Genomic DNA, 13804 nt, shown 5'->3' with positions numbered 1-13804 from the left:
TCACAAGATCGATCCGAAAATTTGAAGATTTTGCCCCCTTGAAATCCGGTTCCGGCGCACCTGTCCTCCCACTCGCGCAGTCGTGAACATCCCAATTGCCCCCTCCGCACCGTTTTCAACCATAAGGTAGGCCGGTTTTATCGCGGATATGTGATTGATGCGTGATCAGCCGTTATATTCCGTGAAAGTGTCACACGCGGAGGTCCGATGCGCGTGAACAGTCGGTGTGCAACACCCGAAGCGCGGCATTGAAGCGGACCGAATGCCCTTGTGGATACATGCCGGGGTCATGGACTTTGCCGCGTCGTCGTGCTGAAGCGGGCGCATGACCGCGCAACCGACACCCGCCAACTGGCTCTCCATCCTGCTGCTCGGCCTGATCTGGGGCGGAACCTTCGCCGTGGTCCGGCTGGCGCTCGACGGCTATGGTCCGGTCACGGTGGCCTGCGCGCGCACTGCGCTGGGGGCGGTGGCGATGCTTGGGCTGATGCGGTTGATGCGGCGCCGCGTGCCGCCGCTCACCCGCGCGTTGGCGGGCTACCTCGTGGCGATCGGGCTGCTGTCGACGGCCCTGCCCTTCCTGCTGCTCTCATGGGGGCAGCAATACGTGCCATCGGCCTTCGCGGGGATCTCGATGGCGGCGCTGCCGCTCTTCGTGCTGCCGCTGGCGGCGCTATTCTCGGACGAGCCGTTCCACTGGCGCAGCGCCATAGGGGTGGGCGTCGGCTTTCTCGGGGCGCTGGTGCTGATCGGTCCGGGCGTTCTGGCGCCGGGGGCTGGGCTCTCGGCTTGGGGCCAGATGGCGTGCCTTGCCGCGGCCCTGTCCTACGCGGTGGCGTCGATCCTGACCCGGCGCTGCCCGCCGATCGACGGCATCGTGCTGACGGCGCTGAGCCTGACGGTCGGGGCGATGGTGCTGGTCCCGGCGATGCTTCTGACCGAAGGGGTGCCGGGCTGGACAGGCGCGGTGCCGGGCGCGGCGCTGGTGTTCCTCGGCCTGCTGCCCACGGCGCTCGCGGCGCTGATCCGGGTGACGGTGATCCGCTCGGCCGGCTCGGTCTTCATGACGCTGGTGAACTATCAGGTGCCGGTCTGGTCCATGGCAATCGGCGCCTTGGGTCTGGGCGAGGCGCTGCCTTGGCGGTTCTTCATCGCGCTGGCGCTGATCCTGACCGGCCTCGGGATCAGCCAGGGCCGAAACCTGCGCGGGCTGCTCGTCCGCGGGGCCCCGGCCCGGCAAGGCGGGGCCCGCTAGGTTCAGGCGACCGCCTGCACCTCGGCGACGATGCCCTCGACCACCTGCGCGAGCAGCGCGTCATCCTCGCATTCGGCCATGACACGGATCAGCGGCTCGGTGCCGGACCTGCGGATCAGCAACCGTCCCTTGCCGTTCAGGAGCCCTTCGGCCTCCGAAATCGCGGTCTTGACCGAGGCCGCATCGAGCGGGTCCTGCCCTGGGGCATAGCGGACGTTCTGAAGAAGCTGTGGTACCCGCTCGAACTGGCGCACCAGCGCGCTGGCGGGCTTGCCCGTCTCGATCATCGCAGCGAGGAACTGCAGGCCCGCCAGCAGCCCGTCCCCGGTGGTGGCGTAATCGGTCATCACGATATGGCCCGACTGTTCGCCGCCCAGATTCCAGCCACCGCGCCGCATCGCCTCGACCACGTAGCGGTCGCCGACCTGCGTGCGTTCCAGCGTGAGGCCGCGCGCGGTCATGAACCGCTCCAGCCCGAGATTGGACATCACCGTGGCGACCAGCGTGCCGCCGCGCAGCCGGTCCTCCGCGGCCCAGCGGCCCGCCATCAGCGCCATCAATTGGTCGCCATCGGCGATCTGGCCGGTCTCGTCGATGATCATCACCCGATCGGCGTCACCGTCGAGGCAGATCCCCAGATCCGCGCCCTCCTCGAGCACGCGGGCCGCGGCGTGGCGCGGCGCGGTCGAGCCGCAGTTCTGGTTGATGTTGGTGCCATCCGGAGAGACGCCCACCGGGATCACCGTGGCGCCAAGCTCCCACAGCACCTCGGGGGCGACCCTGTAGGCCGCGCCGTTGGCGCAATCGATCACCACCTTGAGCCCGTCGAGGCGGCGGCCTTGCGGAAACGTCGCCTTGACCCGCTCGGCATAGCGGAAGCGGCCGTCATCGACGCGCTTGGCCCGGCCTATATTGGCAGCCTTGGCAGGCTCGATCTCGCCCGCGACGATGGCCTCGATCTCGGCCTCGGCCTCGTCAGAGAGCTTGAAGCCATCGGGACCGAAGAACTTGATGCCGTTGTCGTGGTGCGGGTTGTGGCTGGCCGAGATCATGATGCCGACATCGGCGCGCATCGAATGGGTCAGCAGGCCAACGGCGGGCGTCGGCACCGGGCCGAGCAGCAGCGCGTTCATCCCCGTGGAGGTGAGCCCCGCGACCAGCGCGTTCTCGAACATGTAACCCGACAGCCGCGTGTCCTTGCCGATCACCACGCGGTGACCGTTCGAGCCGTCATTGCGGAAGTAACGACCGGCAGCCGCGCCGATCCGGAGCGCGATCTCGGCCGTCATTGGCCAGGTGTTGGCGGTGCCGCGCACCCCGTCGGTGCCAAAGAGCTTGCGTGTCATTCGTCCCATCCCATCACTGCTCTGAGCAGGCTCAGCGCCTGCTTCGTTTCCTCGACGTCGTGCACCCGAAGCACATGCGCCCCCTGCTGCGCCGCGATCAGCGCCACCGCGACCGAGCCGGGCATTCGCGCCTTGGGGGCCTCGGCCTCCGAGATCGTGCCGATAAACCGCTTGCGCGAAACCCCCAGCAGCAGCGGCAGGCCGAAGCCGTGAAACAGCGGCAGGGCGCGCAGCAGGGCGAGGTTGTGGTGCAGATCCTTGCCGAAGCCAATGCCCGGGTCCACCAGAAGCCGCGCACGGGCGAGGCCCATCGACAGCGCCGCCTCGATCCGCGCGGCGAGCGCGTCGTGCACCTCGGCCACCACGTCGTCGTATCGCGGCGCACGCTGCATGTCGGCGGGGGTGCCCACGGCGTGCATCAGGCACAAGGGCGCATTCGCCTCGGCCACCACGCCCGCGAGATCGGGATCGAAGCAAAGCGCCGAGACGTCGTTGATCATGTCGGCGCCTTCGGCGAGCGCCGCGCGGGCGACCGCGGATTTGCGGGTGTCGATCGAGATCGGCACCGTCATGCCGGCCGCGCGCAGCGCCGCCACCACCGGGACCACGCGGGCGATCTCCTCGGCCACGGGCACCTCCGTCGCGCCGGGCCGGGTCGATTCGCCGCCGATGTCGAGGATCTCGGCCCCTTGGGCCACGAGCAGCCGCGCCCGCGCCACCGCCGCCTCGCGCGTGGCGTGGTCACCGCCATCCGAAAAGCTGTCTGGCGTCACGTTGAGGATGCCCATGATCCGGGGTCGGTCGAGCGGCAGGCCGCAGAGCGGCGGCCGCGCGGCGCTCAGCCGGTCGCGCAGCGCGGCGTCGAGCGCTGCGGCGTCGAGCGAGACGCCATCGAGGCTGGCATGGGCGAAGCGCGGGCCCGACTGACCGGCCAGCGGCAGGCCCGGCTCGGGCGAGGCGGACCAGAGCGGCAGCGGCGTGGCCAGGCTCATGACGCCGCCCCCGGCAAAGCGATGCGGCGCAGCGGCCGGGTCGTCGCCACGGGCTGCTCCAGCCTTGCCGCGCCGACCAGCACGATCTCGCGCGCGTCGAGCGTGTCGGCCAGCCAGAAGGCCAGATCGCCGGCCCCCGTGCCCTTGGGCCCGTCGAGCGCGCTCACCGCCATGCGCGCCGGGGCCCAGAGCGTCGCCGCGCCCTTGCGCTGGGCCCAGTCGATCTCGGTGCGGTTGTCGCGCACCTCGACCTCGGGCAACTCCGCCGACAGCCGCCAAGCCGCCTGATCGAGCGCCAGAAGCTCGATCCGGCCCTGGATCGCCGCGTCGTCGGCCACGGCGGAGACGGCAGGTTCGGTCTCTACGCACAGGATCAGCGGACCGGGACCGTCGAGCAGCGCCTCGCGCCACGGCGACGGATCCGCCGCCGCTTTGGCCGAGATCAGCGCCACGACCGGGCGCGGCGCAGTCGAGGGCGGGCATGTGCTGGGCCCGGCGCGCATGATCTCGACCCCGAGCGCGCCGGGGCCGCGATCGAGCTTGCGGATACGCACGAAGACCCGTTCGGCCTGCGGCTCGGCGAGGATGCGTTCGGCGATGCGCTCGGCCAGCGTCTCGAGCAGGTCGAGCCGCTCGGTCGCCAGCGAATCCGCCACTGCCTCGGTCAGCCGGTCATAGGAAAGGATGCGGTCCACATCGTCGCCAGCGGAAGGCGCGGGTGCCAGCTCGGCCACGATGTCGAAGGCCAGCCGTTGCGTGGCGCCGCGCTCGGCGCGAAAGGCGCCGATCTCGACCTCGATGATGTGATCTTGCAGCAGGATGCGGTCGCGCAGGCCGGAGGCCGTCGCCGCGGCGCGGGCCTGCGGATGCTCGAATGCGTGGCGGGTCTCATCGGTCATCTGGCCACTCCGGGCTTGCGGGCATGGGGCATCTAACCGTCCCCCGCCCTCCCGGCAAGCACGGGCCTCAGTTCGAGGCGGTGCGGGTGGCCTCGCGGTAGAACAGATGCGCGCCGATCGCGGCGGTCTGTGGGATGCGCCCGGCCCAGGAGGGGTTCACCGCAGTGGTGTGGTAATGCGTGGCACCGCCGGTCAGCTCGCGCGGGCCGTCGCCGATCATGATCTTGGCAATGCGGCCAAGCTTGCTCCACGAGCCGCGGTCATTGACCGTGTCGGGGATGCCGTCGCAGGTATAGGAGAACTGACAGGCGTATTTGCGCCCTGTGCCCTGATTGACCACGCCACAGACCGTGCGGGGGTAGTCGGGGCTGTCGACGCGGTTGAGGATCACCTCGGCCACGGCGAACTGGCCTTTGAGCGACTCGCCGCGCGCCTCGAAATAGAGCGCCTCGGTCAGGCATTCCCATTCCGCGTCGCCCTTGGCGGCGGGCAGCGATGCCATCAGGACGTCGTAATCCTGCGTGGTCTGGGAGGCGATGCTCAGCCCGCGCTCGGCGGGGGCGGGCAGCGTGGCAGCCTCGGCGCTGGCGGCAAAGGGAACAATTTCGCCCGAGCCACGTTGTTGCCCCAGAAGCAGAGCGAGCCGGTCTTCCGCAGCGAGGGCCGAGACCGTGCCATTCTGCGCCGCAGCGGAGCCATCTTCGCTGGCGGTGGCTGGTGCTGCGGCCATCACCGTCGCAAGACAAGCCATCGCGCCAAAGCTGGGCAGGCGCAGAAAGTTCAGTCGCTTCATTGCAGTGTCCCCGGTTCCTCGCGGTATGCCCCGCGCTGGCAGGTGGCGGGGTATGGGAACAGGTCGGGAGTGTCTACCTTCGCGTCACCCGACTCGTCGGGAACCGGCGATTCCTTGCCACAGTTGCAAGCTGAAAATCGCTTCTGTCCACATGCGGCTATACGATAGTGGTGTTTTTGTCAGCCTTCGCCCCATCGAGCAGCGCCAGCTGTGCCGCCGCGAGGCGCGCCACGGGCACCCGGAAGGGCGAACAGGAGACGTAGTCGAAGCCTTGCCTGCGGCAGAACTCGATCGCGTTGCGCGATCCACCATGCTCGCCGCAAATCGAGAGCGTGACGTCCGGTCGGCCGGCCCGACCGCGCTCGGCCCCGATCTGCAACAACTCGCCCACGCCTTCAAGGTCGAGGCTGTGGAACGGGTCCTCCTCGTAGACGCCGTTCTTGACGTAGATCGACATGAACCGTCCCGCATCGTCGCGCGACAGACCGTAAGTCATCTGCGTGAGGTCGTTGGTGCCGAACGACAGGAAGGCCGCATGCTGGGCGATGTCAGCGGCGCGCAGCGCGGCGCGCGGCGTCTCCACCATCACCCCGAGACGGTAGTCGAACTCGGCCCCCGAATGCGCGCGAACCTGCGCCGCCACGGCGTCGATCCGCGCCTTGACCAGCTCGACCTCCTTCATCGCCGAGACCAGCGGGATCATCACCTCAGGCACCACCGGATCGCCGTCGCGGCTCGCCTGCACGGTCGCCTCGAAGATGGCGCGGGCCTGCATCTCGTAGATCTCGGGCACGGTGATCCCGAGCCGCACGCCGCGCATCCCCAGCATCGGGTTGTATTCGGTGAGCGCCGTCACCCGCGCCTCCACGTCCGAAAGCGTCACCGCGAGCCCGTCTGCCAGATCGCGCATGCCGGCACGGTCCGAGGGAAGGAATTCGTGCAGGGGCGGGTCGAACAGGCGGATGCAGACGGGCTGGCCCTGCATGATCTCGAACAGCCGCGCGAAATCGGCGCGCTGCATCGGCAGGAGCCGCTCAAGCACCGCGCGGCGCGCGCCCTCGTCCTTGGCGAAGATCATCTCACGCATCATGCCGATGCGCCCTTCTTCGAAGAACATGTGCTCGGTCCGGCACAAGCCGATCCCCTGCGCCTGGAAATTGCGCGCGGTCTGGGCGTCGGCGGGGGTGTCGGCATTGGCGCGCACGCCGATGTCGCGGAAATCGTCGGCCCAGTCGAGCAGCGTCCGGAACGCCCCGTCGAGCACCGCCTCGAACATCGCGGGCTCGCCCGCCAGAACCTCGCCCGAGGTGCCGTCGAGCGTGATGATCTCGCCCTCGGAGAGCTTGCGCCCCCCCGGCGCCACCATCTGGCGGCGCTTGGCGTCGATGATCAGGTCCGAAGCGCCGACCACGCAAGGCAGGCCGAGGCCGCGGCCGATCACGGCGGCATGGCTGGTGATGCCGCCGCGAATCGTCAACACCCCTTCGGCCGCATGCATGCCGCGGATATCCTCCGGCGTGGTCTCGCGACGCACGAGTATGCAAGGCTCACCGCGCGCGGCAGAGGCCTGCGCGGCGTTGGCGGAGAACACGATGCGCCCCGTGGCGGCCCCCGGCGAGGCGGCGATGCCGGAAACGATCAGGTCGCGCGGGGCCGAAGGGTCGACATGGCGGTGCAGAAGCTCTGACAGGGCCTGAGGCTCGACCCGGAGCACCGCCTCCTCGCGCGGGATCATCCCGTCCTCGGCCAGCGCCACGGCGATGCGCACGGAGGCGCGCGAGGACCGGCTCACCCGCACCGCGTCGAGTACATGCAAGCGGCCCTCCTGCAGCGTGAACTCGATCTGCATTTCCTCGCGCAGGCGCTCGCGGCACAGATGCCCCATGCGCAGCAGCCGCTCGAAGGCGTCGGGGCACAGATCCTCGAAGGAGGGGCCCCGGTCGTCCCGGGTGAGATAGATCGCCCCGGCCCCGGCCTTGAGCGCGTCGCGGCCCTGGCTCTGGCTGAGATAGCGGCCCGTTACCTGCGGCTGGCCGGTCTGGCTGTCGACGAACTGGATCACGCCCGAGCCGCATTCCCCCTGCCCCACGCCGAGCGCCATCTGCTGCACCACGAGGCCGAGACCGGCATCGGCGGGCGCGCCCTTGGCCTGCCGCAACAGCCGCGCCGTCGTCCCCTCCCAGGCGCGGGCCATGGAGCGCAGCACCTCGCAAAGCTGCACCGTGATGTCCTGGGGGAACGGTTCCTCGGCCTCGGCCTCATAGGCGGCGAGCGCGGTGCGCAGCGCGTCGGGGCCGGGATGGTCGGGGAGGTCGAAGCTGTCGGGGTCGAGCCGCGCGACATGCACGGCCCAGGATTGGATGAAGCGCAGGTAGAGCGAGGTCGCGGCCTCTTCGCCGACCTCGTCGCACAGCCGGGCGTGGCGCAGATCGGTCATGCCGATGTTGAGGATCGCCCCCGGTCCGCCCCAATCGGGGTCCTGGCTCGACGGGCGCACCGACAAAAGCGGCGCCTCGTCGAAATGCCGCATGATCTGCGACAGGTCGGGCATCCGCCCCTGTGCGATGGAATGCACACAGGAGAACGACAGCGCCACCGTGGTCGGCAGCGGCAGCCCCATGCGCACGAGGCGCTGCAGACACTTGGCCCGGCCGCCATGGCGCACGGCCGACATGTCGGCCTCCGGCGTGATCGGCAGGATCTTCGGATCTCGTGGCAATTGCTGCACTGCGGCACTCCTTGTCGCCGCAAGATAGGCCGTGCGAGGCGATCCGCCAAGCACGGCCTTGGTATTAAGCGCTCAGCCTTCGATTTTCGTCAGGTCCGCCACCGCGCCGCAGGTCGCGCGGATGCGCGACAGCAGGTTGAGCCGGTTGCGGCGCAGCACCTGATTGTCGGCGTTGACCTGCACCGCCTCGAAGAAAGCGTCGATCGGGGCGCGCAAGCTCGCCATCGCGCCCATCGCGGCGCCGAAATCCTCGGAGGCCATCGCCGCGTCGATCTTGGGCTGCGCCCCGTCGAGCGCCGCGAAGAGCGCCTTTTCCTCGGCGCTCTCGGCGAATTTCGCGTCGGCGCCATAGGAATACTCGACCCCGTCCTTTTCCTCGGCCTGGGTCAGGATGTTGTTGGCGCGCTTGAAGCCTTGGGTGAGGTTGGTGCCGTCCTCGGTCTTGAGGAAGGCCGCCAGCGCCTCGGCCCGGGCGACCAGAAGCGTCAGGTCGTCATTGCCGGGCATAGCGATGCAGGCGTCGATGACGTCATGCGGGATGCCCTCGGCGCGCAAGTGTACCTTGAGACGGTCGTGGAAGAAAGAGAGGAGGTCGTTAGAAACTGCTTCGGAAGCAATAATTCTTTCTGATTTCTCACCCGGAACAACATTTAGACTAATTTCGCACTGATCGATTAGTTTAAACAGTTCAGCTTCTTCGCGCTTAACAGGTTCGGCTTCACCTATGAATGTCCCTGCGCCGAGCACCCAATGCTCATCACCTTCGTGTTCACCCTCAAGCACCCAAGCCCTGTCCGCCTGGACTAGGCTAATGACAGTTCTCCTATAGGAAAAGGCTACAAGTTCAGACAGCTTCAACCGCAGCCCGTTCGACAATACCAGACGGATCACCCCCAGCGCGGCGCGGCGCAGCGCAAAGGGGTCCTTGGAGCCGGTGGGCTTTTCGTCAATCGCCCAGAAGCCCGCCAGCGTGTCGAGCTTGTCTGCCAATGCCACGGCGACCGAGACCGGCGCGGAGGGCACGGCATCGGAGGGACCAAGCGGCTGGTAATGCTCCTGCGCGGCGGCGGCGATCTCGGGGGAGAGGCCCTGCGCTTGCGCGTAATACCGCCCCATCAGGCCCTGAAGCTCGGGAAACTCGCCGACCATCTCCGAGCGCAGGTCGGCCTTGGCCACCCGCGCGGCTTTCTCGGCATCATCGGCATCGGCCGAGACCTGCGGCGCGATCTCGCGCGCAAGCGCGGCGATGCGGGCGATGCGGGCGGATTGAGAGCCGAGCTTGTTGTGGAAGGTGACGTTGGACAGCCCCTCGACCATGGCTTCGAGCCCGCCCGCCTCGACGATGCGCAGGTCGTTCTCCCAGAAGAACTTGGCATCCGACAGACGCGCGGCGAGCACCTTGCCGTTGCCCGCGAGGATGGTGGCGCCGTGATCCGGCGTCTCGATGTTGGCGACGGTGACGAAGCGGGTGATCTTGCCCGATCTGGGGTCGCGCACCGAAAAGAACTTCTGGTGCTCCTTCATCGAGGTCTGCAGCACCTCGGGCGGCAGGTCGAGGAACTCCTCGCCGATCTCGCCCATCAACACGACGGGCAATTCGACGAGGCCCGACACCTCGTCGAGAAGCCCGCGATCCTCGACCAGAGCAAGCCCTTGGGCGAAGGCTTGGGACGAGGCTTCGGACCAGATCGTCTCGGCCCGCTCCTCGGCGCGCAGCATCACGCGGGCGCGCTTCAGCTTGGTCTCGTAATCCTCGAAGGAGGACACGGTGAACGCATCCGGCCCCATGAAGCGATGGCCGCGCGTCGCGGCACCGGCCTCGATGCCCTCGATCTGCATCGGCACGACCTGCGCGCCCTGTTCATCCGTCAGGATGCACAGGATCGAATGCAGCGGCCGCACCCAACGCAAATCGCCCGCACCCCAGCGCATCGATTTGGGCCATGGAAAGTTGCGGATCGCCGCGTCCAGCACCTCGGCCACGATCGCCTGCGCCGACCGCCCCTCATGGGTGATCCGGGCGAAATAGGCCTGACCCTTCTTCTCGTCGCGGATCTCGAGTTGATCACGGGTGAGGCCGGTCGAGCGCAAAAAGCCCTCGAGCGCCTTTTCCGGCGCGTCGGTGCGCGGGCCCTTGCGCTCCTCGACGGTGTCGCGGCTGGCCGCGGTCAGCCCCTCGACCGAAAGGGCAAGGCGGCGCGGCGTGTGAAACGCCCCGGCGGAGGCATAGGTGAGACCGGCTTCGACGAGGCCGTCGGTGACCATGCGCTTCAGGTCGTCGGCGGCCTTCGCCTGCATGCGGGCGGGAATTTCCTCGGAAAACAGTTCGATCAGCAGGTCGGGCATCAATAGGTCCCTTCGGGTGGGGTCGGGCATCCGGGCGGGGCCGGGTCGCCGTCGAAGACGACCTCGCCGCAGACGTTGATCTGGTTCCAGGCGAGCGCGCGCCCGTCGGGCATGACGGCGAGCACGCGGTCGATGCCATAGGGTTCGTTGAGCTTCCAGACGTAGGATCGCGCCTGACCGCTCTCGAGCGCCTCGCCCACCTCGCGCGCGTCGAAGCAGTCGAACCAGCCGGGGGCGACCAGCGGCTCGGCGCGCTCGTGGATCACGGCGTTGTCGAAGGCACTGGCGTCTTCGATGGTCATGCAGGCGCGAAAGCGGATCGGAGAGCTGTCGCTGTCGATGGCGCGCAGGTTCGACACGGCGACGGGGACCGGCGCGGCCCGGTCGTCAAGCACCACGACCTCGCCCACCTGGGCCGGCGTCAGCTCGTCGTAATAGGCATAGACCTGCAGGTACCACATCAGCACGCCCGAGAAGAGCGCGAAGGCCAGCAGTACCGATATGACGATCCGTGTGATCATGCGGCGCCACCGGCGCGCGTGGTCACGAAGGCGTCGGCGCAGGCCTTGGCCAGCGCCCGGACGCGGCCGATATAGGCCTGCCGCTCGGTGACCGAAATGACGCCGCGCGCGTCGAGCAGGTTGAACAGATGCGACGCCTTGATCGCCTGATCATAGGCGGGATGCGCCATGACGATGCGCTTGCCGGTGCGCGGGTCCTCGGCGGGGGCCGACAGGATCTTCGCGCATTCGGCCTCGGCATCCTCGAAATGCCGCAGCAGCATCTCGGGCGTGGCGGTGTCGAAGTTGTGGCGCGAATACTCTTCCTCGGTCTGGCGGAACACGTCGCCGTATTTGAGCGCGATCGGCGCGTCGGGGTCGTTGAACGGCATCTCCATGACGTGATCGACGCCGAGCACATACATCGCCAGACGCTCCAGCCCGTAGGTCAGTTCGCCCGAGACGGGGCGGCAGTCATGGCCGCCGACCTGTTGGAAATAGGTGAACTGCGACACCTCCATGCCGTCGCACCAGACCTCCCAGCCCAGGCCCCAGGCCCCGAGCGTCGGGCTTTCCCAGTCATCCTCGACGAAGCGGATGTCGTGCAGGCCGGTGTCGATGCCGATGGCGCGCAGCGAGCCGAGATAGAGGTCCTGCAGATCCTTGGGCGAGGGTTTGATGATGACCTGATACTGGTAGTAGTGCTGCAGCCGGTTCGGGTTCTCGCCGTAGCGCCCGTCGGTCGGGCGGCGCGAGGGTTGCACATAGGCCGCGGCCCACGGGTTCGAGCCCAGCGCGCGCAAGGTCGTCGCCGGGTGGAAGGTGCCCGCGCCGACCTCCATGTCGTAGGGCTGCAGCACCGCACAGCCCTTCGAGGCCCAGTAGGACTGCAGCCGCAGGATGATTTCCTGAAAGGAGCGGGGAGCGTCGGTCATCTGGGGGCCTCTCGCGGGTTCACGGATCGCGGGTCTGCTTACGGCGCGGCGCTGATAGCGTCAATCATGGCGCGGGCGCGCAACAGCCCCGTTCCGGTGCGGCGCTTTGGCATGGCCCCTGCCCGGGGCGATGCTATGGTCGCAGGCCAGATCCAGAACAACGGGACCCGGGATTCACATGAAACGACTGCTTGCAGCCCTGCTCGCCACCGGCTTCTTCTCTGGCGCGGGATGGGCGCAGGAGGGCGGCGTCTGGCTGCAGGTCGAGGCGTTGCCGACGCTGAACCGCGCAGAGAACCGCGCGCGCGCCTATGCGGGACGTTTCGACGCGGTTTCGGGCTATGCGCTCGGCAGCGGCTGGTACGGCATTGCGCTGGGTCCCTATGACCCTGCCGAGGCGCAGCGTCTTCTGGGTGAGTTGAAGGCGGCGGGCGCGGTGCCCGGCGACGCCTTCGTGGCCGACGGGGCGCAGTATCGCGCGCGCTTCTGGCCGGTGGGCGCGCGCGGCGATGCGCCAGGCCGCGCGCCGGTCGTAGCCGAGACGGCCACCGCGCCGGCGACGCCCTTGCCCGAGGGGGCTGGGCCGGGGGCGACCTCGCCCGAGGCCCCTGCCCCCGCCCCTCGTGTCGAAACGCTGGCCGAGGCGCGCGCCTCGGAGCGCGATCTCGATCAAGCCGCGCGCGAAGAGGTGCAGGTCGCGCTGCGCTGGGCCGGGGTCTATGACGCAGGCATCGACGGGGCCTTTGGCACGGGCACCCGCGCCGCCATGGCCGCTTGGCAGCGGCAGAATGACCATGAGGAAACCGGCGTGCTGACCTCGACGCAGCGCGCGGCGCTTATTAATGCCTATGACGCGGTGCTCGACGGGCTCGACCTCGCGGTGGTGACGGATGATCAGGCGGGGATCGAGATCGTGATGCCGACCGCTCTCGTCGCGCGCGGCGAGGCGCAGCCGCCCTTCGTGCGCTACGACGCCAGCGGCGAGGAGGCGGTGCGGGTGCTGCTGATCTCCCAGCCCGGCGACGCGCGGCGTCTCGCCGGGCTCTACGAGATATTGCAGACGCTCGAGCTCGTGCCGCCCGAGGGGGCGCGCGGGCTCGACACGAACCGCTTCGTGATCGAAGGGGCGGATGACAGCCGCGTCACCCATGTCGAGGCGGCGCTGATCGACGGCGCGATCAAGGGCTTTGCTCTGGTCTGGCCCGCGAATGACGACAGCCGCCGCGCGCGGGTGCTGTTGGAAATGACGGCGAGCTTCAAGGCGCTGCCGGGTGTGCTCGAACGCGGCGAGGTGCCCGCTGACGAGGCGCAGGCCATTGATCTGGTCTCGGGGCTGCAGATTCGTACACCGCTGCACGAGCGGGCCGGCGTCTTCGTCGATGCGCGCGGCATCGTCGCCACGACAACGGAGGCGGTCTCGGGCTGCGGCGACGTGGCGATCGACGGACAGCTCGGCGCGACGCTGATGATGCAGGACGCGGCTTCGGGTCTCGCGCTCCTGCGTCCTGCCACGCCGCTGACCCCGCGGGGGGTCGCCACGTTCCAGACCGGCGTGCCGCGCATCGGCGACAAGATCGCCGTGGCCGGGTTCCCCTATGGCGGCGCGCTGTCGGTGGCGGCGACGACCTTCGGCCGCCTCGCCGATATTCGCGGGCTCGGCGGCGAGGAGGATCTCAAGCGGCTCGACCTGAACGCGCAGCCCGGCGATGCGGGCGGGCCGGTGCTCGACATGGGCGGAGCGGTGTTGGGGCTTTTGCTGCCGGGCGACCGCCAATCGGGCCGGGTGCTGCCCTCCGGCGTGGCGCTGGCGCTTGAAAGCGAGGTGGTGCTCACGGCGCTCGAAGCTGCGGGCGTCGAGGCCAAGCGCACCGAGGCGCGTATCGAAGATACGGTGCAGGCCGTGGCCCGGCGCGCGGGCGAGATGACGGCGCTGGTGAGCTGCTGGGAGTAAGGCGCAGGCCGGGATGGCGGGCGGTCCCTGCCCGCCATCCCGGGTCGTAGATCAGGCCA

Annotated in this window: 10 protein-coding genes; 2 read left to right on the top strand and 8 right to left on the bottom strand. The window is 68.8% G+C overall.

Annotated features, from left to right (window positions below):
* Positions 1 to 325 precede the first annotated feature (325 nt).
* Positions 326 to 1255: a DMT family transporter gene (locus ACJASC_RS06270; RefSeq protein ID WP_415144466.1), complete on the top strand. Its 930-nt coding sequence runs from the start codon at positions 326 to 328 to the stop codon at positions 1253 to 1255.
* Positions 1256 to 1257: 2 nt separating this feature from the next.
* Here the strand turns inward: ACJASC_RS06270 and glmM are convergent, their stop codons facing one another.
* The 8 genes from glmM to ACJASC_RS06230 all read right to left on the bottom strand — a co-directional run bounded on the left by glmM (position 1258) and on the right by ACJASC_RS06230 (position 11794).
* On the bottom strand, positions 1258 to 2601 hold the full coding sequence (glmM, locus tag ACJASC_RS06265; protein WP_415144464.1) for a phosphoglucosamine mutase: 1344 nt from the start codon (positions 2599 to 2601) through the stop codon (positions 1258 to 1260).
* On the bottom strand, positions 2598 to 3593 hold the full coding sequence (gene folP / locus ACJASC_RS06260; RefSeq protein WP_415144462.1) for a dihydropteroate synthase: 996 nt from the start codon (positions 3591 to 3593) through the stop codon (positions 2598 to 2600). The genes glmM and folP overlap by 4 nt, the downstream gene beginning before the upstream one ends.
* The gene (locus ACJASC_RS06255) at positions 3590 to 4492 is read right to left on the bottom strand and encodes a dihydroneopterin aldolase (protein ID WP_415144460.1); all 903 of its coding nucleotides are present in this window, start codon (positions 4490 to 4492) and stop codon (positions 3590 to 3592) included. The genes folP and ACJASC_RS06255 overlap by 4 nt, the downstream gene beginning before the upstream one ends.
* Positions 4493 to 4559: 67 nt before the next feature.
* Positions 4560 to 5285: a cell wall hydrolase gene (locus ACJASC_RS06250; protein ID WP_415144458.1), complete on the bottom strand. Its 726-nt coding sequence runs from the start codon at positions 5283 to 5285 to the stop codon at positions 4560 to 4562.
* A 157-nt stretch (positions 5286 to 5442) separates the two neighbouring features.
* Positions 5443 to 7959 (bottom strand): putative PEP-binding protein, encoded by a 2517-nt coding sequence (locus tag ACJASC_RS06245; RefSeq protein ID WP_415144502.1) that lies wholly within the window; start codon positions 7957 to 7959, stop codon positions 5443 to 5445.
* A 126-nt stretch (positions 7960 to 8085) separates the two neighbouring features.
* Positions 8086 to 10359: a glycine--tRNA ligase subunit beta gene (gene glyS, locus ACJASC_RS06240; RefSeq protein WP_415144456.1), complete on the bottom strand. Its 2274-nt coding sequence runs from the start codon at positions 10357 to 10359 to the stop codon at positions 8086 to 8088.
* Complete coding sequence (locus tag ACJASC_RS06235; RefSeq protein ID WP_415144454.1) at positions 10359 to 10880, bottom strand: DUF6446 family protein; 522 nt, start codon at positions 10878 to 10880, stop codon at positions 10359 to 10361. The genes glyS and ACJASC_RS06235 overlap by 1 nt, the downstream gene beginning before the upstream one ends.
* Positions 10877 to 11794 (bottom strand): glycine--tRNA ligase subunit alpha, encoded by a 918-nt coding sequence (locus ACJASC_RS06230; protein WP_415144452.1) that lies wholly within the window; start codon positions 11792 to 11794, stop codon positions 10877 to 10879. The genes ACJASC_RS06235 and ACJASC_RS06230 overlap by 4 nt, the downstream gene beginning before the upstream one ends.
* A gap of 178 nt (positions 11795 to 11972) precedes the next feature.
* Between ACJASC_RS06230 and ACJASC_RS06225 the strand changes: the two genes are divergently transcribed.
* Positions 11973 to 13745, top strand: a complete 1773-nt coding sequence (locus ACJASC_RS06225; protein WP_415144450.1) for a trypsin-like peptidase domain-containing protein — start codon at positions 11973 to 11975, stop codon at positions 13743 to 13745.
* Positions 13746 to 13804: the final 59 nt, after the last annotated feature.

It is taken from the genome of Limimaricola cinnabarinus (assembly GCF_047631075.1).
Lineage (GTDB): Bacteria > Pseudomonadota > Alphaproteobacteria > Rhodobacterales > Rhodobacteraceae > Limimaricola > Limimaricola cinnabarinus.
The sequence above is the reverse complement of the archived record's forward strand: the minus strand, read 5'-3'. Positions and strand labels throughout refer to the sequence as shown.

What these genes read in the sequence shown, in the direction of transcription:
- ACJASC_RS06225 (WP_415144450.1), top strand. Translation starts at nt 11,973, where the DNA reads ATGAAACGACTGCTTGCAGCCCTGCTCGCCACCGGCTTCTTCTCTGGC.
- ACJASC_RS06245 (WP_415144502.1), bottom strand. Translation starts at nt 7,959, where the DNA reads ATGTCGGCCGTGCGCCATGGCGGCCGGGCCAAGTGTCTGCAGCGCCTC.
- ACJASC_RS06230 (WP_415144452.1), bottom strand. Translation starts at nt 11,794, where the DNA reads ATGACCGACGCTCCCCGCTCCTTTCAGGAAATCATCCTGCGGCTGCAG.
- ACJASC_RS06255 (WP_415144460.1), bottom strand. Translation starts at nt 4,492, where the DNA reads ATGACCGATGAGACCCGCCACGCATTCGAGCATCCGCAGGCCCGCGCC.
- glmM (WP_415144464.1), bottom strand. Translation starts at nt 2,601, where the DNA reads ATGACACGCAAGCTCTTTGGCACCGACGGGGTGCGCGGCACCGCCAAC.
- ACJASC_RS06250 (WP_415144458.1), bottom strand. Translation starts at nt 5,285, where the DNA reads ATGAAGCGACTGAACTTTCTGCGCCTGCCCAGCTTTGGCGCGATGGCT.
- ACJASC_RS06270 (WP_415144466.1), top strand. Translation starts at nt 326, where the DNA reads ATGACCGCGCAACCGACACCCGCCAACTGGCTCTCCATCCTGCTGCTC.
- ACJASC_RS06235 (WP_415144454.1), bottom strand. Translation starts at nt 10,880, where the DNA reads ATGATCACACGGATCGTCATATCGGTACTGCTGGCCTTCGCGCTCTTC.
- glyS (WP_415144456.1), bottom strand. Translation starts at nt 10,359, where the DNA reads ATGCCCGACCTGCTGATCGAACTGTTTTCCGAGGAAATTCCCGCCCGC.
- folP (WP_415144462.1), bottom strand. Translation starts at nt 3,593, where the DNA reads ATGAGCCTGGCCACGCCGCTGCCGCTCTGGTCCGCCTCGCCCGAGCCG.